This is a genomic window from Blastocatellia bacterium, from assembly GCA_035275065.1.
Taxonomy (GTDB): domain Bacteria; phylum Acidobacteriota; class Blastocatellia; order UBA7656; family UBA7656; genus DATENM01.
In genome coordinates this window covers 29,037-49,917 of record DATENM010000078.1, presented here as the reverse complement: position 1 = coordinate 49,917, position 20,881 = coordinate 29,037, and the positions used below count along the sequence as shown (strand labels likewise).

The 20,881-nt window shown below is 63.0% G+C and carries 12 protein-coding genes; 6 read left to right on the top strand and 6 right to left on the bottom strand.

The window, feature by feature from the left end; genetic code table 11:
- Positions 1–10: 10 nt before the first annotated feature.
- Genes VJ464_17840 through VJ464_17820 form a run of 5 tightly spaced genes read right to left on the bottom strand, consistent with a single transcriptional unit; the run spans position 11 to position 9,338 of the window.
- Positions 11–808: an alpha/beta fold hydrolase gene (locus tag VJ464_17840; GenBank protein ID HKQ06997.1), complete on the bottom strand. Its 798-nt coding sequence runs from the start codon at positions 806–808 to the stop codon at positions 11–13.
- Between the two features lie 39 nt (positions 809–847).
- Positions 848–3,538: an ABC transporter permease gene (locus tag VJ464_17835; protein HKQ06996.1), complete on the bottom strand. Its 2,691-nt coding sequence runs from the start codon at positions 3,536–3,538 to the stop codon at positions 848–850.
- Positions 3,539–3,559: 21 nt separating this feature from the next.
- A complete protein-coding gene (locus tag VJ464_17830; protein HKQ06995.1) occupies positions 3,560–6,277 on the bottom strand; it encodes an ABC transporter permease in 2,718 nt (905 codons plus the stop codon).
- 21 nt (positions 6,278–6,298) lie between these two features.
- Positions 6,299–9,013: an ABC transporter permease gene (locus VJ464_17825; protein ID HKQ06994.1), complete on the bottom strand. Its 2,715-nt coding sequence runs from the start codon at positions 9,011–9,013 to the stop codon at positions 6,299–6,301.
- Complete coding sequence (locus VJ464_17820) at positions 9,006–9,338, bottom strand: PadR family transcriptional regulator (GenBank protein HKQ06993.1); 333 nt, start codon at positions 9,336–9,338, stop codon at positions 9,006–9,008. The genes VJ464_17825 and VJ464_17820 overlap by 8 nt, the downstream gene beginning before the upstream one ends.
- A gap of 204 nt (positions 9,339–9,542) precedes the next feature.
- Between VJ464_17820 and VJ464_17815 the strand changes: the two genes are divergently transcribed.
- From VJ464_17815 to VJ464_17795, 5 genes are all read left to right on the top strand, one after another.
- The gene (locus tag VJ464_17815; protein HKQ06992.1) at positions 9,543–10,313 is read left to right on the top strand and encodes an enoyl-CoA hydratase/isomerase family protein; all 771 of its coding nucleotides are present in this window, start codon (positions 9,543–9,545) and stop codon (positions 10,311–10,313) included.
- Between the two features lie 118 nt (positions 10,314–10,431).
- Positions 10,432–12,141 (top strand): sigma 54-interacting transcriptional regulator, encoded by a 1,710-nt coding sequence (locus VJ464_17810; protein HKQ06991.1) that lies wholly within the window; start codon positions 10,432–10,434, stop codon positions 12,139–12,141.
- Between the two features lie 194 nt (positions 12,142–12,335).
- Entirely contained in the window at positions 12,336–12,617 is a 282-nt protein-coding gene (locus VJ464_17805; protein HKQ06990.1) for a hypothetical protein, read from the top strand.
- A gap of 286 nt (positions 12,618–12,903) precedes the next feature.
- A complete protein-coding gene (locus VJ464_17800) occupies positions 12,904–14,358 on the top strand; it encodes an HlyD family secretion protein (GenBank protein ID HKQ06989.1) in 1,455 nt (484 codons plus the stop codon).
- A gap of 182 nt (positions 14,359–14,540) precedes the next feature.
- Entirely contained in the window at positions 14,541–16,145 is a 1,605-nt protein-coding gene (locus tag VJ464_17795) for a DHA2 family efflux MFS transporter permease subunit (protein HKQ06988.1), read from the top strand.
- Here the strand turns inward: VJ464_17795 and VJ464_17790 are convergent.
- A complete protein-coding gene (locus VJ464_17790) occupies positions 16,142–19,975 on the bottom strand; it encodes a BACON domain-containing carbohydrate-binding protein (GenBank protein ID HKQ06987.1) in 3,834 nt (1,277 codons plus the stop codon). The genes VJ464_17795 and VJ464_17790 overlap by 4 nt on opposite strands.
- Before the next feature lie 244 nt (positions 19,976–20,219).
- Between VJ464_17790 and VJ464_17785 the strand changes: the two genes are divergently transcribed.
- Entirely contained in the window at positions 20,220–20,804 is a 585-nt protein-coding gene (locus tag VJ464_17785; protein HKQ06986.1) for a hypothetical protein, read from the top strand.
- Positions 20,805–20,881 lie beyond the last annotated feature (77 nt).

The following is a 20,881-nucleotide window of genomic DNA, read 5'->3' as shown; positions in this document are numbered from 1 at the left end:
GCCGACCCGCTCACTCGGCGGCGAGCGAATCAATGAATTCAATCAGCGCCGCATTGAATTCCTGCGGGCGCTCAAGGTTCGACAGGTGACCCGCGCCGTCGATGATCTGCAAGCGCGCGCCGCGGATGCCGTCTCGCAATGCTTCGGCTTCGGCGACCGGCGTCAATCCATCCTCCGCGCCGACGACGATCAGCGTCGGGAAATCTATCGCCGCCAGAATGTAGGTCGAATCACGCCGCGCCGCCATGCCGCGCTGCGCCGCGGCGATGCCTTCGGGCGAGTTGCCTTCGATCATGGCGCGCACGCGAGCCGCAATGTCGGGCCGCGTCTGCTGCGACGTATGGCCGAGCAGTAGCGGCACCATGTCATCAGCGATGGCCGCCGCGCCCTGGCGCTCGGCTCTCTCGGCGGAATGCAGCCGGCGTTCGCGCGCCGCATGAGTGTCCGCGCTGGCGCGCGTGTCGGCCAACACCAGCGCCCGCAAGGCGTCGGGGTATTCGCGATAAAACGCCAGCGACACATAGCCGCCCATCGAAAGCCCGACGAGTGTTGCCCGCTCAATTTTAAGCGCTGACATCAAGCCGCGCACGTCTGCGGCCATCTGCTCCATCGTCGAAGGGCCATCCGCAACGTCCGAGCCGCCAAAGCCGCGCAGGTCGAGCGTGATGGCGCGGCAACGATGACTTAACGCCGCCACCTGCTCGTCCCACATCGTCTGGTTGAGCGGGAAGGCGTGGATGAAGATGACCGGCTCGCCGCTCCCCTGATCCCTGTACTCCAGGTTGAGGTGATTGATCGTCGCTCGCATTCGCTTTGCCTCGCCCGTCGGTGATGAATAATTGTCAGTTTATTCATACCGCAATGCGACCAGCGGATCAACGCGGGCGCTGCGACGGGCCGGGACGTAGCACGCCGCCAGTGCCACTGTCACCAGCAGCGCCGGCAGGCTAACGAAAATCAACGGGTCGGTGGCGCTCACCTCGAACAACAGGCTCTTGATCGTCTGGGTTAACGCCAGCGCGCCGGCAAGGCCAACGACGACGCCTGCGCCGGTGAGCATCAAGCCTTGCCGCAAGACTGAGCGTAGCAGAGCGCCGGGTTGCGCTCCGAGCGCCAGGCGAATGCCGAACTCCTTGGTGCGACTGCCGACATAGCCGGACATCGTGCCGTAGATGCCGACGGCGGCGAGCAACAGGGCCAGCACCGCAAACGCCGTGAGCAGCCCGTTGGTCAGCCGCTGTGTGCTCAGCGTTTGTCCAACGATCTCGGTCATCGAGCGGACCAGATAAATGGGCAGCTCGGGTTCGACCTCTTTCACTGCGGTCCTGACAGTCGAAGTCGCCGCTGCCATCGAGCCGTCGGTGCGGACGATCAGAAACGCCCGCGAGTCCGTGTTTTGCGACATCGCCGTATAAATGTGCGGCTGCCGCTCTTCGGCCAGGCTGAAGTGATTGACGCCGCCGACGATGCCGACGATGGTCATCCATTGCTTGTCGCCTGTGGTCTCGATGCGCTTGCCGAGGGCATCGCCGTTCGGCCAGTAATGTCGGGCTAACGGCTCATCAATGATGGCGACCATTGGTGAATTGGCGTTGTCGGTTTCTTGGAAGTCACGGCCACTGAGCAGCGGCAGGCCCAGCGCTTGAAAGACGCCGGGCGTGAAGGCTTGCAGGACGGCCTGCTCCGTGTGTGTGACATTGCCATCGGGCGGCTCCTGCCCTTCGATAATGAAGCCGTCCTCGTTCGAATTGCCGGCGAACGGCAGGTCCGTGGCGAAGCCGACGGACTGAATGCCCGGCGCATTGCGCAGCCGCTCAATCGCGTTGTCGTAAAACCGCATGGCCAGTTCCGGCTTATTGTACTTGGCGCGCGGCAAGGCGGCGGACATCGTCAGCGTCTGTTCGGGATTGAAGCCGGGGTTGACCGACTCCAGCCGCTGAAAGCTTTTCAGCAATAGCCCTGTGCCGATCAAGAGGATGAGTGAGAGGGCGAATTGCACGGCCACCAGCGCGCTGCCCATGCGCCGGTTTGCCGAGCCGCCGCGCCCGCCTTCGTTCATGCCTGCCGCCAGTCCCATGCCATAAGCGCGCAGCGCCGGCACCAGCCCGAATAGCAAGCCGGTCAGCAACGCCAGCCCCGCCGTAAAGGCCAGCACCGCGCCGCTCAAATTCACTTCTTCTATGCGCGCCACGCCGGTGATCGGCAGCTTGCCGAGCATGCGGATGCCTAACCCGGCCAGCGCCGTGCCGATGACCGCGCCGATGCATGACAGCAGCACGCTTTCGGTCAGCAGTTGACGGGCGATGCGCGATGGCGTCGCGCCGAGCGCCACGCGCACAGCGATTTCTCGCGTGCGCGCCGTCGCACGCGCCAACAAGAGGTTGGCGACGTTGGCGCAGGCGATCAACAGCACGAAAGCGACGGCGGAGAGTAAAACCAGCAGCGGCTTTTGGGTCTTGCCGACGAGGGTTTCCTTTAATGGCGTGACGATGGTTCGCGGGCCGTTGCCTTCGCTGAGTCCGGCAGCCTCACTTTTGTCGGGGTGCTGGCGGCCGAAGTTTTGCACGATGTTGGTGGTGTCGGCTTGCGCTTGCGCGACCTGCACGCCGGCTTGCAATCGGCCAATGCCCTGAAACGCGTAAGGCGCGGTGCGCGTCGGATTGAGCGCCAGCGGAATCCACAACTCGGTTTCCAGCCGGGGATGCTTGAACTCAGCCGGCATCACGCCGACGATTTCCGTGGCGGCGTTATTCAAGACGAGTGTTTTGCCGACGACCTGCGGGTCGCCGCCGAAGTGCCGCTGCCAGAATCCATGACTCAGCACACAAATGCCGTTCTTGCCGGGCGCGTCTTCGCCTTCCTGGAACGTGCGCCCAAGCACCGGGTTGACGCCGAAGACATTGAAATAATCGGCGCTCACATTGGCCACCGACAGATGCTCCGGCTCGCCGTCGCCGGTCAGGTTGACGCCGCCGTTGGTAAACAAGGCTAGCGTCTCAAACGTGTGGTTCTGATCCCTGTAGGCGACGAAGCCGGCTTGCGACAGCCCCCACGTCGGCAAGCCCAAAGCCGGGCTGGACTGAATCAGCCGCGCCAGGCGGTCCGGCTCGTGGTACGGCAGCGGGCGCAGGAGAATGCTGTTGACCAGGCTGAAGATCGCCGTATTTGCGCCAATGCCGAGCGCCAGCGTCATCACCGCAATCAGCGTGAAACCGGGATTCTGTCGCAGCACGCGCAGCCCATAACGTATGTCTTGCCCTAAATCATTCATCAGAGTCGCTCCTTTCGGTTCTCCGAATACGGGCACAATCGCCATTGTCCGCTCTAGCCGCCGCAGTTCTTCGGCCAGCAATTGACCATCTTGCAATTCGACCAGCACGGCGTGGCGCGCCTCTTCCGCCCCCAGGCTGTCGGCGCGCAACTCGGCGTAGCGGTCGTCGAGGTGCTGTGACAGCTCCTCGATGATTTCCGCCTCGCGCAGCGGCTCAAGCCGCAAGCCCGCCAGTCGCCTGCCGATTTCTACTTTCCACTCAGGCATAGAGACTCCGTCTTGGCGGCGCTATTCGTAGCGTAGCGCCGACAGCGGATCGATCTTCGTCGCGCGGCGTGCCGGCAGATAACAGGCCGCCAGCGCCACGAGCGTGATTAACAACGTGACCAGCGCAAACGTCGCCGCGTCGGTGACGCTGACTTGATAGAGGAAGCTTTCAAGCACGCGGGTCAGGGCGTATGCTCCGGCAAGGCCAAGGATCAAGCTTGCCAGCACCAGCTTCATTCCTTGAACGACGACCAGCCGCGCGACATCACGCATCTGCGCGCCCAGCGCCATGCGGACGCCGATTTCATGCGTGCGCTGGCTGACCGTGTAAGAGATGACGCCGTAGATTCCCGCCGCCGCCAGCAGCAGCGCCAGCGTCGAGAAGCTGCCGAGCAGCAGCGTGTAGAATCGCGGGTCAGCGACTTTCTGCGCGATCACCTGAGGCATCGCGGCAACGTCGTAGAGCGGCAGGTCAGCGTCAACCGCTTGCAGCTCGCTGCGTAGCGTCGCACTAAAGCTCGGCGCCTCGCCAACCGTGCGCGCCACGAATGTCATGTCGCCGAGCTGCCAGCGGCGCGAGTCGGCGACTTGTAGAAAGGGCTGATAGATTGCCTGCGCCGGCGGTGCGCCGACTTCGTCCTGGCGCACGTCACCGGCGACGCCGATCACTTCGCGCCAGGTCTCGCCGCGAAAGCCGATGTTGAGGCGCTTGCCAATCGCGTCGGCGTCGGGCCACAGGCTGCGCGCCAATGATTCGCTGACGATCAACACACCGGGCGAGTCTTCGGTGTCGCGCTCGTCGAACCATCGGCCTTTCAGCAACGGAATGCCCATCGCCTGAAAGTAATCGCCGCCCACGGCTAGCTTGCTGGCGCTGATGTCTGAGCGCTCGGCGGCTTCGCCTTCGACAGTCAAGTCGCCTTGAATGCGCACGCCGTGTTTGCCGAGCGGCAGCGCATTGACCATGCCGACGGCAAGCGCTTCCTTGCGGGTAGTGAGACGAGCGAGCGCCTGCCGGTAATAGGCTTTCACTTGCGTCATTGTCGGATAGGTCGCTTCGGGCAAGGTGATGCTGGCGGTCAGCACAGAATCGGGATTGAAGCCGAGGCTGGTGTCGCGCAGCCGCATGAAACTTTTCACCAGCAACCCCGCGCCGATCAACAGCACCAGCGCCATCGAAACTTCGGCAACCACCAGCATGTTGCGTAAGCGATGGCCGAGCGCGCCGCCCGTGGTTCGCCCGCCATCTTTGAGCGCCGTGCTCAGATCGGGCTTTGATGATTGCAGCGCCGGCGCAAGCCCAAAGACGATTCCAGTCAGCGTTGACACCAGCAGCGTAAAGCCGAGCACTTGAGCATCAATAGCAATCGCATTGAGACGCGGGATTTCTTGCGGTGCCGCCGCGACCAGCAGGTTTAATCCCCAGGTGGCGAGCAGCAAGCCGAGCCCGCCGCCCGCGAGCGCCAGCACCAGGCTCTCTGTAAGCAACTGCCGCACGATGCGCCAGCGGCGCGCGCCCAGCGCTGCGCGTATCGCCATCTCTTTTTGGCGCGTCGCGGCGCGAGCGAGCAACAAATTGGCGACGTTGGCGCAGGCGATCAACAAGACGAAGCCGACCGCGCCGAGAAAGACCAGCAGCGCCGCGCGCACGTCACCGACGATGTGGGTTTGCAAAGGCACGAGGTTGACGCCCATGCCGCGATTGGTCTGCGGAAAGGATTGCTCCAGGCGGCTGGCGATGGTCGCCATCTCTGTCTGGGCTTGCGCGGTCGTGACTCCCGGTTTGAGGCGCGCGACGACGCGCAGGAAGGCGTTGTCGCGTTTGGCGCTGAGCGCAGCCGGCAGCCACACTTCGGCTTCATCGGGGAAACTGAAACCGTTGGGCATCACGCCGACCACTGTGCAGCTGTCGCCTTCGATGCGGATGGCGCGATCAATCACCGCGGGGTCGCCGCCAAAGCGCCGCTGCCACACGCTATAGCTGAGGATCACCGCCGTGTTGCCGGCCCGCGGACTGTCGTTGCCGAACAGGGGCCGCCCGGCCTCTTGCGGCAAGAAGGTGCGCCCGAGAATCGGCTTGACGCCGAGCGTCGCAAACAACCCGTCCGTGACCCGCGCCACACGCACGCGCTCAGGCTCGATGCCGCCGGTCAGGTTGCCGGGCCAGGTGCCGACGTAAGCGGCCATCTGCTCGCAGCTTTGACATTGCTCGCGCCACTCAATGAAATCAGGGCCGAAGACCGGGCCATTGTTCGAGCTATGCCCATCACGCTCGGCGGTCGTGAAGATCATCATCAAACGATCAGGCTGCGGATAGGGCAGCGGGCGCAGCAGCACGGCGTTGACGACTGAGAAGATGGCCGTGGTCGCGCCGATGCCGAGCGCCAGCACCAGGATAACTGCGGCGCTAAAGCCTGGACGGCTGCGCAGCGTCCGCAGCGCGTAACGCAAGTCTTGTAACAGGTCTTCCATTACATTCCTCCTGCTTGCTCCCAACACCACCGGCTCGCGGCTCACCTGTTGCTCGACGCGCCGCAGTTCTTGTCGAAGGATTTCGCTGGCGCTCAATTCATCGAGCGCCGATTGATAAGCCTCATCGGCAGCCGCGCCACCGGCGCGCAACTCGGCGTAGCGGTCGTCGAGGTGCTGCGACAGCTCCTCGATAATCTCGGCCTCGCGCGTCGGCTCAAGCCTCAACCCTGCCAGGCGCTGTCTGATCTTGTCTCTCCACTCAGGCATAAGCGACTCCATGCGGCAGCGCTATTCGTAACGCAACGCCGTCAGCGGATCGATCTTCGTCGCGCGGCGCGCCGGCAGGTAGCAGGCCACGAGCGCCACGCCGCCAAGCAGCAAGGCGATGCCGGCGAACGTCAAAGGGTCGGTTGCCTTCACGTCGAACAGTAACGCCGCCATGACACGGGTAATCGCAAAGGACGTGGCGAGGCCAATCACCAGCCCAATCACGGTTAGCCGGATGCCCTGCCCGATGATCAGTTTCAGAACCGATACGGCTTGCGCGCCAAGCGCCATGCGAATACCGATCTCATTCGTGCGCTGATTTACCGAATAGGAGATGACGCCATAGATTCCTAAGGAAGCGAGAACCAGGGCCAGTCCGGAGAAGCCGCCCAGCAGGAGGGTGATGAAGCGTCTGGGCGCAACGGCGCGCTCGACAATCTGTTCAAGCGGTTGAAAGTCGCCGGTCGGTAGGTCCGCATCGACGCTCGCGAGGGCGGCTCGCACGCTCGGCGCAAGCGACGGCAGAGGCAGTGTCGCTCTTACCACCATGTCCATCGAGCCGGCGCCCGCCTGTGTGACCGGCAGGTACATCTCCATGCTGGCCTCCTGCTCCAGGTTGCTGTGCCGCACGTTGCCGACGACGCCGACCACCTGCCACTCCTGCCGCCCAAGCAGGGCAATCTGGCCGACCGCATTGCGACCCGGCCACAACTGTGCCGCCATGGTCTCGTTGATGATTAAGACCTTCTGGCTGTCGGCGGTGTCGCGCGCCGTAAACTCGCGACCGGCGCGCAGCGGGATTTTCATCGTCCGAATGTAGCCGGGATCGATGATGCGTGGATAAGCGTTCGGGTACGTCTCCGGCGTGTAGGTCTCGCCTTTTGCGCGCACGCCCCAACTGCGATTGCGACCAAGCGGCAGGGCGTCGGTCAAGCCGACCGATTCGATGCCGGGGATCGCTTCGACCTTGCGGACAACGGCTTCATAAAAAGCGTTCTGTTGCGCCGGCGTTTCGTATTGCGGCCCCATTTCAATTCGCCAGCTCGCCGCGTGCTCGGGGCGAAAGCCTGGATCGACGTCGAGCAGGCGCAAGAAGCTGCGAATCAACAGTCCCGCGCCGACCATCAGCATACATGCCAGGGCAACTTCAGTGACCACCAGCGTGTTGCGAATCCACCCGCCGCGCCCGCCTTCGCTCGATCCGCGGCTGGCGTCCTTGAGATTCTCATGCACGTCGAGACGAGAGATCTGTAGCGCCGGCACCAGCCCGAAGAGCAAGCCGGTGGCGATGGCCGCAAGCAGCGTAAAGGCGAGCGCCGTCGCATCGATCTGCACGGATCGCAGCAAGGGAATGTTGATGGCGCTAGTGGCCGCCAGCATTCGCGTCGCCAGGAAAGCCAGCGGCAGGCCGAGCGCCGCGCCGCAGCCTGCGAGCAAGAGGCTTTCGGTCAACATCTGGCGGACCAGACGCGAGCGGTCCGCGCCGAGCGCGATACGCACAGCCATCTCTTTGCGCCGCGATGAAGCGCGCGCCAGAAGCAGATTCGAAAGGTTGGTGCAGGTGACCAGCAGCACACAGCCGACGGCGCACAACAGCACCACGAAGGCGGAGCGAAACCGCCCGCTGATCTGTTCCTGAAGGCTGGTCAGCTTGGCGCCATTTTGGTTGCGTTCCGGGTGCGCCTTTATTAACCCTGCGGTGAGCGTGTCCATCTCCGCCTGGGCGCTTTCAATCGTCACGCCCGGCTTTAAGCGGGCGATCACCGCCAGGGTATTGCCCCACTGGTCCGTCTCTTCAGACAGCGGAAAAGGAACCAGAATATCGATTGGCGAAGCCGGGGTGAAGGCCGACGAGAAGTCGAATGACGGCGGCAGTACGCCGACCACGGTCGTCGGTTTGTTATTGAGCATGAGGGTGCTGCCGACAATGCGCGGGTCGGCGCCGAAGCGGCGTTCCCAGAACGCATGGGTCAGCATGGCCGCCCCCGCGCCGTTCCAGACGCACTCTTCGTCGGTGAAGCCGCGGCCCCGCGCCGGCGTGACGCCAAGCAGGTCGAGGAAGTTCTGCGACACGCCGACGCCGCGCAATCGTTCCGGCTCACCGCTGCCCGTCAGCGTGTAGCTGCCATAATCGAAGAAGGCGAAATAAGCGGCCATGTCTTCAAAGGACTGGTTCATGCTGCGCCAGTCGAGGAAGTGGCCGACCTGTGTGGTGACGCTCGACAAATTGCCATCCGACGCCCTTAAGCTCACCGTCTGCGAGCCGGCGTTGCGGTTGCTCGAAATCCAGACCAGGCGGTTGGGATCGCGAAACGGCAGCGGGCGCAAGAGCAACGTGTTGACGACCGAAAAGACGGCGGTGTTGGCGCCGATGCCGAGCGCCAATGTCAGCACCGCAATCAGCGTAAAGCCGGGCTGCTTGCGCAGCATGCGCGCGGCATAACGCAAGTCCTGCCATAGATCGCTCATCATATGCCTTCTCCTTCCTGTCGCCCACAGCGGCTCATCCGATGTTATGGGTTCAAGCCGCCGCAGTCCCCGCCTGAGCAAATCACCTTCGCTCAACTCGGCGAAGGCAGCGCGCCGCGCCTCAGGGGAGCTTGCGCCGCCCGCCAACAACTCGGCGTAGCGGTCGTCGAGATGCTGCGACAGCTCCTCGACAATCGCGTCTTCGCGCGCTGGCGCGAGCTGCAAGCCGGCCAGCCGCCGCCTGATCTCTGGTCGCCAATCAGGCATTCTCGGCCTCGGTGATGCGGTTGATGGCGGCGACAAAGGATTGCCATGTCGTGCGCTGCGAGGCCAGCACCTTGCGGCCCTCTCTGGTCAGCTTGTAATAGCGCCGCCGCCGCTGGCCGGCCTTCTCGACCCAGCGGCCCTCGATCCAGCCGCGCTTCTCCAGGCGGTAGAGCAGGGGGTAGAGCGACGCGACGTTGAAGCGCAGCACGCCGTCCGAGCGCGCCTCAATCAGCTTGCTGATCTCATAGCCGTGCCGGGGCCGCGCCTCGACCAGCGAGAGGATTAATAATTCGGCGCTGCCCTTCTTCAATTCACGATCAAACATCCGAGTGCTTGTATGTTGCATAGCCATATATTATTCAGAAACACAAATCTGTCAAGCGCCATCGGCGGAGAGTCGAGGCCATGCGGGTGAAGGGTTGCCGAAAAAGGCCGGGCATTTCAGGGAAACCATTTTACCTGTCCGCCGCGCTCGTCTATGATTTTCACTCGGCACCGAGCCGTGACGCCGTGACAAGGAGAGCTCACGATGACGACACCCGCCGCGCCGCCGGTCTTGCACGAGCGCCAGGGCGCGATCCTGCTGCTGACGCTCAACCGCCCTGAAAAAAGCAACTCGCTGCATCCTGATCTGGTGCGCCAGCTTGGTGACGGGCTCGCGGCTGCCGCCGTTGACGACTCGGTGAACGTCGTCGTCATCACCGGCGCGGGCCGCAGCTTCTGCGCCGGCCTCGACCTCGGCCTGCTGGTCGGTTGGACGATGGAAGAAAAACTCGAATACCTCGGCACCGTCACAAAGGTCTTTCGCGCCGTCTGGGAATTGCCGCAGCCGGTGATTGCTGCGGTCAACGGGCCGTGCATCGCCGGTGGATTTGACCTCGCGGCTTTCTGCGATCTGCGGCTCGCCGCCGAAGAAGCCATCTTCGGACAAGCGGAGATTAACATTGGTCTGACGCAGATCATTCACCCGCTCTACAAGACCATCGGCCTGGCGCAAGCGAAAGAGCTGGCGATGACCGGTCAGAATATCTCGGCGATGGAAGCCTATCGCATCGGCCTGGTGAACCACGTTTACGCGCGGGCCGAGCTGCTGCCGCAAGCCATGCAGCTCGCGGCTTTACTTGCCGCCAAGCCGCGCCTGGCGCTGATCGAAACCAAGCGGCTAACACGCGAGCTGATCGATCTGGACACGGCCAGCGCGCTGGCAGAGATCGGGCGCACCTTTCGCCGCTGCCTTGAAAGCGACGAGCATCAGCAAAGCGTCAACGCGGTGTATGCGAGAATCCATGGGAAGAAGTAGGCAGGAAGCAGGAAGCAGGAGGCAGACAGAAATTTGTTTGTAGCCTGATGCGTTGTAACGGACCGTTGGCAATTAAGATACTGCCTCCTGCTGCCTGCCTACTGCCTACTAAATCATTATGAAGCCTGAAGACCTGAAGCTCATCGAACTGTTGCAGATCAACGAAGCGGCGGGGACGATCTATTTCAAGAATCGTCGCATGCTGATCTTTGACGCGGATGCGATGGGGCTCTTGCGCCGCGAGCTGATCGAAGGGCTGGGGGTGCCGGGGGCGCGCAAGATTCTGGCGCGCTTCGGTTATGCGCGCGGCTACCGCGACGCTCTGACCTCGAAGGAGTTGTTCGACTGGGAGACTCTCGAAGACTGGTGGCGGGCCGGCACGCGCCTGCACGCGCTCGAAGGCATCACCGATTCTCACCCGCTGCTTCATGAATTCAACACCGACACCGGCGACTTCTACGCCGAAGGCACCTGGACAACCTCATATGAAGCGGAGCAGCACCTGAAGCACATCGGCAAGAGCGACACGCCGGTCTGCTGGACGCTCACAGGCTATGCCAGCGGTTATACGACCGCCGTGTTTGGCCGCGAGGTTTTCTATTTCGAGACCGAATGCGTCGGGCGCGGCGACGGGCAGTGTCACGTCGTCGGCAAATCGCTCGGCGGCGAAACCAACGAAGCCATTGACGCGGCGCGCGAGCATTACCAGATCGAAGACTTCGAGCAGCAACTGCCGCGCATCGTCAGCGAGCGCGCCGAGATTCAAGAGTTGATGGGCGAGCTCGACCGCCGTGCCAGCGATCTCGAAGCAGAGCGGGCGCGCGTCGCCGCCCTCGAATCGCAGGTCTTTTATCTGCAAGAGGCCATCAATCAGAACTACAACATCGAAGAGATGGTCGGCGTCAGCCCGACTTTCAAGCAGGTCATGAAAGATGTCGAGCGCGTTGCGCCGACCGCCGCGACGGTGCTGATTACGGGCGAGACCGGCACCGGCAAGGAACTGGTGGCCCGCGCCATTTACGCGCGCAGCCCGCGGCGGTCGCGCCCGCTGATTACTGTCAATTGCGCGGCGCTGCCCGCCGGGTTGGTCGAGTCGGAGCTGTTTGGCCACGAGCGCGGCGCGTTTACCGGCGCGGTGCAGCGCAAGCTCGGACGCTTTGAGCTGGCCAACCACGCGACCATCTTTCTCGACGAAGTCGGCGAGCTGCCGCTCGACACGCAGGCGAAGTTCTTGCGCGTCCTTCAGCAGGGCGAGTTCGAGCGCGTCGGCGGCACGCAAACCATCAAGGTGGATGTGCGTGTCATTGCCGCCACCAATCAACCGCTCGCCCGGCTGGTCGAAGAAGGCAAGTTCCGCTCGGACCTCTACTACCGGCTCAACGTCTTTCCGATCAACATCCCACCGTTGCGCGAGCGCGGCGACGACCTGGTGCTGCTGGTCAATTACTTCGCGCAGAAATTCCGCGCCCGCTTCAAGAAGAAGATCACCTCGATCAGCCAGGAAGCACTCGAACGCCTGCAACAGTATGCGTGGCCCGGCAACGTGCGCGAGCTGGAGCATATCATCGAGCGCGCCGTTTTGCTGGCCGAGGGCGAAGTTCTCCAGATCGATCTGCCGCTCGGCGATGAACGGCGCAGTGCTGCGCCGGCGACCGTGCGGCCCGTGGGGCTACGGCTAGTGACGCTCGATGAGATGGAGCGCGAATACATCGAGCAGGTCTTGAAACACACCGGCGGCATGATCGCAGGCCGTGGCGGCGCGGCGGAAATCCTCGGACTGCCGGCATCGACGCTGCGCAGCCGCATGAAGAAACTCGGCGTCAAGTAGGACATCGCGACGAAATGTCGCGCCCGACGCGAAATGTCGCGACTCCGCCCCGATTCATCAGCTCGCAAGCAATCGCTTGCACCATCTGCAAAGCTCGATTTTGCTGGGGTTTTTGCCGGTCTAGCGTCGTCGAAGGAAGGCTCCGTGGTGTGGCCGCTCGCTTGCCTTAATCAATGGCGAAGGAGCATCGCGCTATGGGCATTCGTATTTCGCAATCAGAAGAAAAAGATTCGGGCCGGGTTACTTTGTGTGTTGAAGGACGGCTGACTGGCGACGCGGCAGAGCTGCTCGAAAATGTCTGCACACGTCTTCTCGACCGTTCTCATGACAGCCTGCGCATCAACGTTGATGGCATCAGCTTTATCGGCGAAGACGGCGCGCGGGCGCTGAGCCGTTTGAAGCAGCGGCCACAGGTGCAGCTCGACGGTTGCCGCCTGTTCACCGAGTGCGTTGTCGAACAGGTCCGGGTGTTTTGAGCCGCTTCGGCTTCATAACTGACCGCAGAGGGCGCAGAGTGAGCGCAGAGGAAGATTGCCTCTGCGCTCACTCTGCGCCCTCTGCGGTTTATCTATCTCCCTTCAGTTAAAACCGCAGCGCGATATATCGCGCCGACACGAAATGTCGTGCCGAATTCCCGCCGTCGCCTCATCGCTATGAAACGCCCGATCAGTGATCCTCAATGTTCTCACAAGTTTTTCGCAAGCAATTCAGCCTCGCGCGTGGTCACAGGTTTGCACTAGTAAGGGGTGGAGGAATTGATTGATGGCAAGGGCTATTGACGAGATCAATGATACCAGGATAGCTGAAGCGGACGAGCGTTACGCCGCCGTGCCGGAGATCGGCGATGATGAGCTGGAGGCGCTGATGCGCGACGAGCCGGCGCCGGCGCGCACGAAACCCGCGGATGCAAAGCAGAAGACGCCAATCTACAAGCGGGCGCGCGTGATGATTCTTGCGGCCATCGTGTTGTTGATTGGACTCACTTTCGGCGTGCGCCATTTCGTTTATGCCAGCGCCCACGAAACCACGGACGACGCCTTTATCGAAGGCCACGTCGTGCAGATCAGTCCGAAAGTAACCGGCCACATCGCCAGGGTCTACGTCGCGGACAACCAGCACGTCAAGAAGGGCGACCTGCTGGCCGAGATTGATCCGCGCGATTACCAGTCGCGACTGGCGCAGGCGAAAGCGACCGAGCTTGCCGCGCAATCGAAAGCGCAGGCCGCCTCGATTAACGTCAGCGTGACCAGCACGACCACCGGCGCGGGCGTCGAGCAGGCTTCGTCGAGCGTGCAGACAGCAAAGTCGAACGTTGAAAATATGCGCGCCGCTGTCGAGGCGACGCGCGGCAGATTGGAACAGGCACAAGCGCAGGTGGGCACGGCTCAGGCGAATGCCGAATCGGCGCACGCTCAGGCCAGCGCCGCCGAAGCCGAGGCAACACGCGCCAACGCCGAAGCGCAACGCTACGCCACGCTCTATAAACAGGATGTGATTTCGCGCCAGCAGTACGACAACGCGGTGGCCGCGGCGCGCACCGCGACGGCTTCGCTTGAGTCGGCGCGCAAGCGGGCTGCCGCCGCCGCCGCGCAAGTCGGTGAAGCGCGCGCCGCCGCGCAGGCCGCGCAAGGTGCGATGCAGCAAGCGCAGGCGCAAGTCGGCGTCGCCCGGTCGCAGGTCGGCGAAGCCGCGGGCCGCTTGGCTGCCGCTAACGCCGCGCCGCAGCAGGTCGCCGCGAGCCGCGCACAGGTCGCAACCGCCAGCGCCGACATTGAGCAGGCGCGGGCGGCGGTCGAACAGGCCGAGCTGAATCTGTCCTATACAAAAATCTACGCGCCCGAAGACGGCACGGTAACCAAGAAGGCCGTCGAAGAAGGCACGTTTGTGCAAGTGGGTCAGGCGTTGATGGCCATCGTGCCCGATGAAGTGTGGGTGGTCGCCAACTTCAAAGAGACGCAGCTGAACGCCATCCGGCCCGGTCAGCCGGTAGAGATCAAAGTGGACGCTTATCCGAGCAAGACCTTCCGCGGTCATGTGGATAGCATTCAGACCGGCACCGGCGCGCGCTTCAGCATGCTGCCGCCTGAAAACGCGACCGGCAATTTCGTTAAGGTCGTACAGCGCGTTCCGGTGAAGATCGTCTTTGACGAGCAACCTGACCCGGAACATCCGATTGGCCCCGGCATGTCCGTCGAGCCGGAAGTCAAAGTGAAATGAACCGAGATCAACCCGCGAGGGTTGCGCGATGTTTCACGCAAAGGCGCACGCGCGAGGCTGTTCAGGAGACCTCTGAAGCGCAGCCTCGGCGCGCGGCCTTCGGGCCTGTGTCCCAGCGCCTTTGCGTGGAACGATTTTTTGGATGTGGCGCAAGCTAACAGCTTGCGCCACAGGCGGACTTTATGAGCAGCGAAGCGAACAAAATGCCCGCCACCACCCGCGCCGCGATTGGATCGGCCGAGCCGTGGCGACCGAGCTTCAATCCCTGGCTGATTGCGGTGTCGGTCATGCTGGCGACATTTATGGAAGTGCTGGACACTTCGGTTGCCAACGTCGCGTTGCCGCACATTGCCGGCAACCTGTCGGCCAGCACGGATCAAGCGACGTGGGTGTTGACCAGTTATCTGGTCTCAAACGCCATCGTGCTTCCGGCGACCGGCTGGCTTAGCACGACCTTCGGGCGCAAGCGGCTGCTGATCTTCTGTATCATCATCTTTACGGCGTCATCGCTATTGTGCGGCGCAGCCACCAGCCTGCCGATGTTGATTCTGGCGCGCGTCATTCAAGGCGCGGGCGGCGGCGCGTTGCAGCCGATTGCTCAGGCGGTGATGCTAGAAAGTTTTCCGCCCGAAAAGCGCGGCGCGGCGATGGCGGTCTACGGCATGGGCGTGGTGGTCGCGCCAATCATTGGGCCGACGCTCGGCGGCTGGATCACCGACAACTATTCGTGGCGCTGGGTCTTTTACATCAACATCCCCGTGGGCATTCTCGCCGTGCTGATGTCGCAGTGGTTCGTCGAAGACCCGCCGTACATCAAGAACGTCAAGCGCAGCAGCATTGATTACGTCGGCTTCGGCTTGATGGCGCTCTGGCTGGCGACGCTGCAAATCATGCTCGACAAGGGGCAGGATGAAGACTGGTTCTCGTCGTCGTTGATCGTCTGGCTGACGGTGATTTCGGTGGTGTCGCTGATCGCCTTCGTCGTATGGGAGCTGCGCGTCAAAGACCCCATCGTCAACCTGCGGGTCTTAAAGAATCGCAACTTCGCCGTCGGCACCGCGTTGATTGCCGTCGTTGGTCTGGTGCTTTATGGCACGACGGCTTTGCTGCCGCTGTTTCTGCAAAACCTGCTCGGCTATTCGGCGTTGCAGAGCGGCATGGCAGTCAGCCCGCGCGGTTTCGGCTCGATGCTGGCGATGATTCTGGTCGCGCGGCTGATCGGCTTGATCGATACGCGCTGGCTGATCGCCTTCGGCTTCGGCATTCTCGGGTTGTCGGTGATCTGGCTTGCGGGCATTAACCTGAACATTGCGCCCTCGACGATTCTATGGCCGATCATCATCAGCGGCCTGGCGATGGGCTTCATCTTTGTGCCGTTGTCAACGACGGCGGTGGGGACGTTGCGCAACGAAGAGATGGGCAACGCCACGGGCCTCTTCAACCTGATGCGCAACATCGGCGGCAGCATCGGCATCTCGGCGGTGACGACGATGCTGGCGCGCGGCGCGCAGACACATCAAGTGCCGCTCGCGGCGCACATGACGCCTTACGACCCGACATTTCAACAGCAGCTTCAGGCGCTTACGGCCAAGCTGACGCCGCTGGTCGGTGAAGCGGCGGCGCAGGCCAAGGCGCTGGCGATGATGTACGGCACGGTTGTCAAACAGGCGATGTTGTTGGCCTTTGTGGATGAATTTCAGCTACTCGGCTTGTTGTGCCTGCTCTGCATTCCGACGGTGTTGTTCTTGAAAAAGGCGAAGGCGCGCGGCCCGGTCGCCGCACACTAATTGCCGGGCCGCGTGAAGGTGAATGCGGCAGAGACCGCGTCGTTTGAATTGCGCACCTGGACATTGACCATCTGGCCGGGTGTGAGCTTCTTCGCCAGCTTCTTGCCGCTCAGCGTCGTCAGGTCGTCAAGGTCGTGGAGCGTCTTCTGGCGCTCGCCATTGATTAGAATCACCGCGCCGCTGTCAAAGCTTTCCCCGCGGACAATCAAGTTCTTGCCGGCAATAGAAACGTCGGTAATAACCGGGTCAGTCCCCGCCTGTACAACGGTCATGATCTGCTCGGCAATCCTTAATGTTCCGGTGCGCGGCGCGTGGCCGTTGTAGGCCGCGACCGAGTAATTCACGGTGCCATTGCCCTGGCTCGCGCTGCCTGCCGTGATCGTGATCCAATCTACAAGGCTTGCAGCCGTCCAGTTGCAATTGCTCTCCGCCGTTACATTGACGCTGCTGCTGCCGCCCGCGGCTTTGAACGACTGGCCGGTCAACGCCAGGGTGAAAATGCAATTCGACTTTTCCAGCCGGACGCAATCGGCAAACTCTGAGGTGTTGCCCGCGGCGTCGGTCGCCGTCGCCGTCACCCAGCCGCTTACAAGGCCGGCGGGCGCGGCGAGCGACAAGCTGAAGCTCGCGTTGCCGCTACTGTCGGTCGTCACCTGTTTTTCACCGAGCAGGAGCGGCGCGCTGCCAGTCAATTGATGGCCCTGGCGGTCGCTGCCGTAAAAGAACTGGAGTGTGCAGGTGGCATTGGCCGCCGTACTCAGCGAGCCGCTGATCGTAACGCTCGCCGCGGTCGCCGTCGCCGAGGCCAGCACAGGAAAGTTCTGCAAGTCGTTAGCTCCCGCGTCGGCGTCTGCCGCGTCGTTGTCGGTCACGCCGGCCATGCCGAGATCGATGCCAAGCAACTGGTTTGAGTAAATCGCATTCGCCGTAATCGTAATGCGTTTGCCGGGGCTGGCGGCAGGCGGCTCCGGCACATTGATGCCGTTGCCGCCGTTGAAAGCGATGAGATTGTTAGCGATCTTACATTGCGCCGATTGCGAGCCGATGAAGATACCGTCGGCATGATTGCCGAGCGGGCGCGCGCCGCCGGCGTCCGTGCCGATGTAGTTGCCTTCGATGCGCACGCCGATTCTGCCGGGCGCTTGCGAGACGGCGCCAGTAATCACGACGCCATGCGTCAGGCTGGCGGCGATGACGTTGCGCGCTTCGGCAATCGCGCCGCCGACCATAAAGTCTTCGCCTGTGCGAGTGATCTCGAAGTGCGCCGACTCAACATTAATGCAGACGCCGCCGCGGCCCGGGCGATAAGGGTCAAACTCGTTCGGCGACGCGCCCGCGAGGTTGTTTCCCACGGGCAGCGCGCCGCTCGGGTCCGTGCCGATGTAGTTGCCCTGAATCAGCGTGCCGCCCGCCGTGTCTTCGCTCGACAGCACCAGAATGCCTGCGCGCTGGCTGCCGGAGATGAGATTGCGGGCCGCAGGCGTCGTGCCGCCAATCGTATTGTTCGGGCAATCCTGTATGCGGACGCCGCCGTCCAGAGCTACCGTGCCGGTGGCGTCCGTGCCGATGTAGTTGCCTTGAATCAGATTGCCGAAGGTGTAGTGCGGAAAGGCCGGCGTGCCGGGGCCTGCCAGACCATCGGCCATGCCTGCGGTGCCGGCGATGATGTTGCGCGCTCCGGCGGTGGTTCCGCCCACCAGGTTATTTGCTGAACCAAGCGTTACACCGGAACCGAATGGTGTGCCCGACAGCGGCTCTTTGCCGGTCAGCGCGGCGCTGCCATCGCGATTGGTGCCGAGGTAGTTGCCTTGAACCGTGTTGCCGCCATCATAGAGCAGGTGGACGTAGCCGAGAATGACGTTTCTGGCGCTCGCGGTCGTGCCGCCGATCAGATTGTCGGGCGAGCCGGGGTAGGTGATTATGCTGATGGGCGTGCTCAACCATGTCGTGGCGCTCGCGTCGGTGCCGATCAGATTGCCTTCGATGATGTTGTGCCCCTGCTCGGCAAGGTAGATGCAGCCGCCCGCCGAGGTCACGGAATTATTTTGCACCTTGCGCCATTGAAAACGGTTGATGACCAGGCCGCGCACCAGGCTGTTGCCGCCTTTGATGCGCAGACCGATGGCCAGCCGCCCGTCGGGCGCCGGGTCGGGGAAGGGAATCTGCGCGCCGTTCAGCTCGACGCGGCCTGCCGGCTGAGTGGTGCCGTCAATCGTGATGGCCTCGGTGAGGTCGGGCAAGGGGCTGAGCGGCGCAATCGTCGGCACGCCGCTACCGGGTATCTGAAAGCGAATCGTGTCAGCGCCGGGGTTGGCGTTGGCGTCGAGTATCGCCTGTCTCAGCGAGCCTGCGCCAGCGTCCTCTGTGTTCGTCACGGTGAAGGTTGCCTGCGCCTGGGTTTGTACGATGGCCAGCGGGTTGGCGGCTGACTTGAAGATGACAAGATCGTTCAGCGCGTCGGCGTTCAACCGCATCGGCAACACGGCGGCGACGTCCGCATCAACGTCGAGCGAGGCAAGCATCGTCTGCCCTGTGGCGGCTGAAGCCGGGCGCGGGCCGCCCTGGAAAACGCGCAGTTGTCGCGCCTGCGGAGCGATCATCAACAGGCTGTCCGCGGCATCGCTCGACAGCCGCGCCCGCAGCAATTGAGTGACTTCAGCGCCCACCTCTGTAACCCTGCTCTGCCAGCGAGCCAGCGCCGGCGTGGGGCTTTGCGTGTCAGCGTTACCGTCGCGGCTGAAGAGGTGTAACAAGCCGTCGCCTGTGAGGGCGGCGAGGTCATCGATGTGATTGCCGGTGAAATCTCCCACGGTCAGGGCGCGGATCGTTGACGGCAAGGCGCGGCGCTGAAGCGTTGCGTCGGCGACGCGCGCTCGCGCTTCGGCGTCGAGCGAAAGGCGGCGGTCGCGCCCGTAGATGACCAGCAACGCGCGCCCCGCCGCGACGGCAATATCTGTCGCGGCATCATCATCGAAGCGTCCGAGCGCCAAAGCGGTCGCCTCATCGGGCAGAGCGAACATCTCAGGCACGGCTCGAAAAGCGCCCCGCGGGCTCTCGTAGATCAATGCCTGTGGCCCGTCCGCGCTGCTGACAGCGACGACCAGGTCGTCCAGGCCATCGCGCCGGTTAACGTCGCCGGCGATCATCGCCGTGATGCGCCCCGGCAGCGCAATCTGTCGCGCGGCGCGAAAGCCTCCCGCCCCATCACCCATGAGAAAATTGAGCGTCTGCCCGCCACGCATCGCCGTCACCGCGTCCCAGTGACCATCGGCATCGAAGTCGCCGACGCTGAGAAAGTCTGCCGCCTCGGACACCGTCGCCAGCCGCGCCGGCGAAACAAAAGGCGCAATGCCAAACGATGCGCCGGGCGTGCGCTCGGCGGCTTTGACCGAATCGGCATAAATCGAATCGGCATTGCCGCGATGCAGCACCAGGAGGCCGCCGTCGCCTTCGGCGTAACCGCAAACCAGATCGGCGACGCCGTCTTCGTCAAAGTCGGCGGTGGCCAGGGCGCGGGGCCGCGCCGTGCCCTGCTGAATTGCCTGCGCGTGCGTCGTGCCGCCGCTGTAAGTCGTCAGCAAGTCATGGCCCGCCGAAAGATTGATGGACGAACCGGTCATGCTTGATGGATGAACACTGGCCGACGAGGATAAGAAAGCGGTGCCGGTCGGCGCGGCGTAGGTGATCGCCCGCGTCTGCCAGGCCATATGCAAGAGGGCAACGAGAACCGCCGCGAGCAACCACGTCAACGTAACGGCGCCGGCAGGTCTAGTCAAAGAGAAGGGCGGGCGAGCCGCAAGCCGCTGGCGCTGCATAGTTGAAATTTTCATGATGAAGACTCCCTCGGCGACTGAATGATTAGGGCACTATCGCAAGCAGGTTCGATTGGCCGCCAGAAGCGTTCTCGACCGGACGCCTTTGACCGGGCCTGAGCGCCGACCATCATAACACAGCCGCCGCAAAATCTTCTCTGTCGCAACGATGGCCGCGCGGCGGTTCTGGTCGGCCAGCGCCAGGGGCGCTTTATTCCAAAAAGCGAATGCGCTATTCTTGAGCCCAACGATGAGCGCGGCAATGAAAAAGAGCAGGCCGGCGAGCAAGCTATTCAAGCGGCTGATCGCCGCGCCGTTTGTTTTTGTGGCCGCCATTCTGATTCTGCTCGAAGACTGGCTGTGGGACGACCTGGGGCGACTGGCCGCGGCCATCGGGCGCTTGCCGGTCTTTCATCAAGTCGAAACGCTGATCACCAAACTGCCGCCTTACGCGGCACTCCTTTGTTTCGCGGTGCCGTCGCTGTTGCTGATACCTGTGAAGCTGGTGGCCCTGTATTTCATCTCGCACGGGCATGCGCTGTCAGGAATGCTCACGGTGATTGGCGCGAAGATCGCGGGCACGGCATTGGTCGCGCGACTGTTCACGCTGACGCGGCCCCGGCTGATGCGGATCGGCTGGTTCGCATGGGTTTACGAGCGCTTCGTCGCGTTCAAGGCGCGCATCTATGCGGTCATCCATTCGACGGCCATCTATCAGGCCAGCCACCGGCAAATGATGCGCCTGCGCCTGGCATTAAAAGCGTGGAAGACAAAACGCAAAGGGGCATGGCGGCGGCGCTGGGACGCTGCGCGCAAACTCTCGCGGCAGCGCAACTCCGCCCCCTAGAGCCGTTTTCGATAGCGTTTGCCGTGTAGCGCAAGGCGGTTAGCTTGCGCGAGTCACTGCGCAAGCTAACCGCCTTG

What these genes read in the sequence shown, in the direction of transcription:
- VJ464_17795 (HKQ06988.1), top strand. Translation starts at nt 14,541, where the DNA reads ATGAGCAGCGAAGCGAACAAAATGCCCGCCACCACCCGCGCCGCGATT.
- VJ464_17840 (HKQ06997.1), bottom strand. Translation starts at nt 808, where the DNA reads ATGCGAGCGACGATCAATCACCTCAACCTGGAGTACAGGGATCAGGGG.
- VJ464_17815 (HKQ06992.1), top strand. Translation starts at nt 9,543, where the DNA reads ATGACGACACCCGCCGCGCCGCCGGTCTTGCACGAGCGCCAGGGCGCG.
- VJ464_17800 (HKQ06989.1), top strand. Translation starts at nt 12,904, where the DNA reads ATGGCAAGGGCTATTGACGAGATCAATGATACCAGGATAGCTGAAGCG.
- VJ464_17805 (HKQ06990.1), top strand. Translation starts at nt 12,336, where the DNA reads ATGGGCATTCGTATTTCGCAATCAGAAGAAAAAGATTCGGGCCGGGTT.
- VJ464_17790 (HKQ06987.1), bottom strand. Translation starts at nt 19,975, where the DNA reads ATGAAAATTTCAACTATGCAGCGCCAGCGGCTTGCGGCTCGCCCGCCC.
- VJ464_17820 (HKQ06993.1), bottom strand. Translation starts at nt 9,338, where the DNA reads ATGTTTGATCGTGAATTGAAGAAGGGCAGCGCCGAATTATTAATCCTC.
- VJ464_17825 (HKQ06994.1), bottom strand. Translation starts at nt 9,013, where the DNA reads ATGCCTGATTGGCGACCAGAGATCAGGCGGCGGCTGGCCGGCTTGCAG.
- VJ464_17835 (HKQ06996.1), bottom strand. Translation starts at nt 3,538, where the DNA reads ATGCCTGAGTGGAAAGTAGAAATCGGCAGGCGACTGGCGGGCTTGCGG.
- VJ464_17830 (HKQ06995.1), bottom strand. Translation starts at nt 6,277, where the DNA reads ATGCCTGAGTGGAGAGACAAGATCAGACAGCGCCTGGCAGGGTTGAGG.
- VJ464_17785 (HKQ06986.1), top strand. Translation starts at nt 20,220, where the DNA reads ATGAAAAAGAGCAGGCCGGCGAGCAAGCTATTCAAGCGGCTGATCGCC.
- VJ464_17810 (HKQ06991.1), top strand. Translation starts at nt 10,432, where the DNA reads ATGAAGCCTGAAGACCTGAAGCTCATCGAACTGTTGCAGATCAACGAA.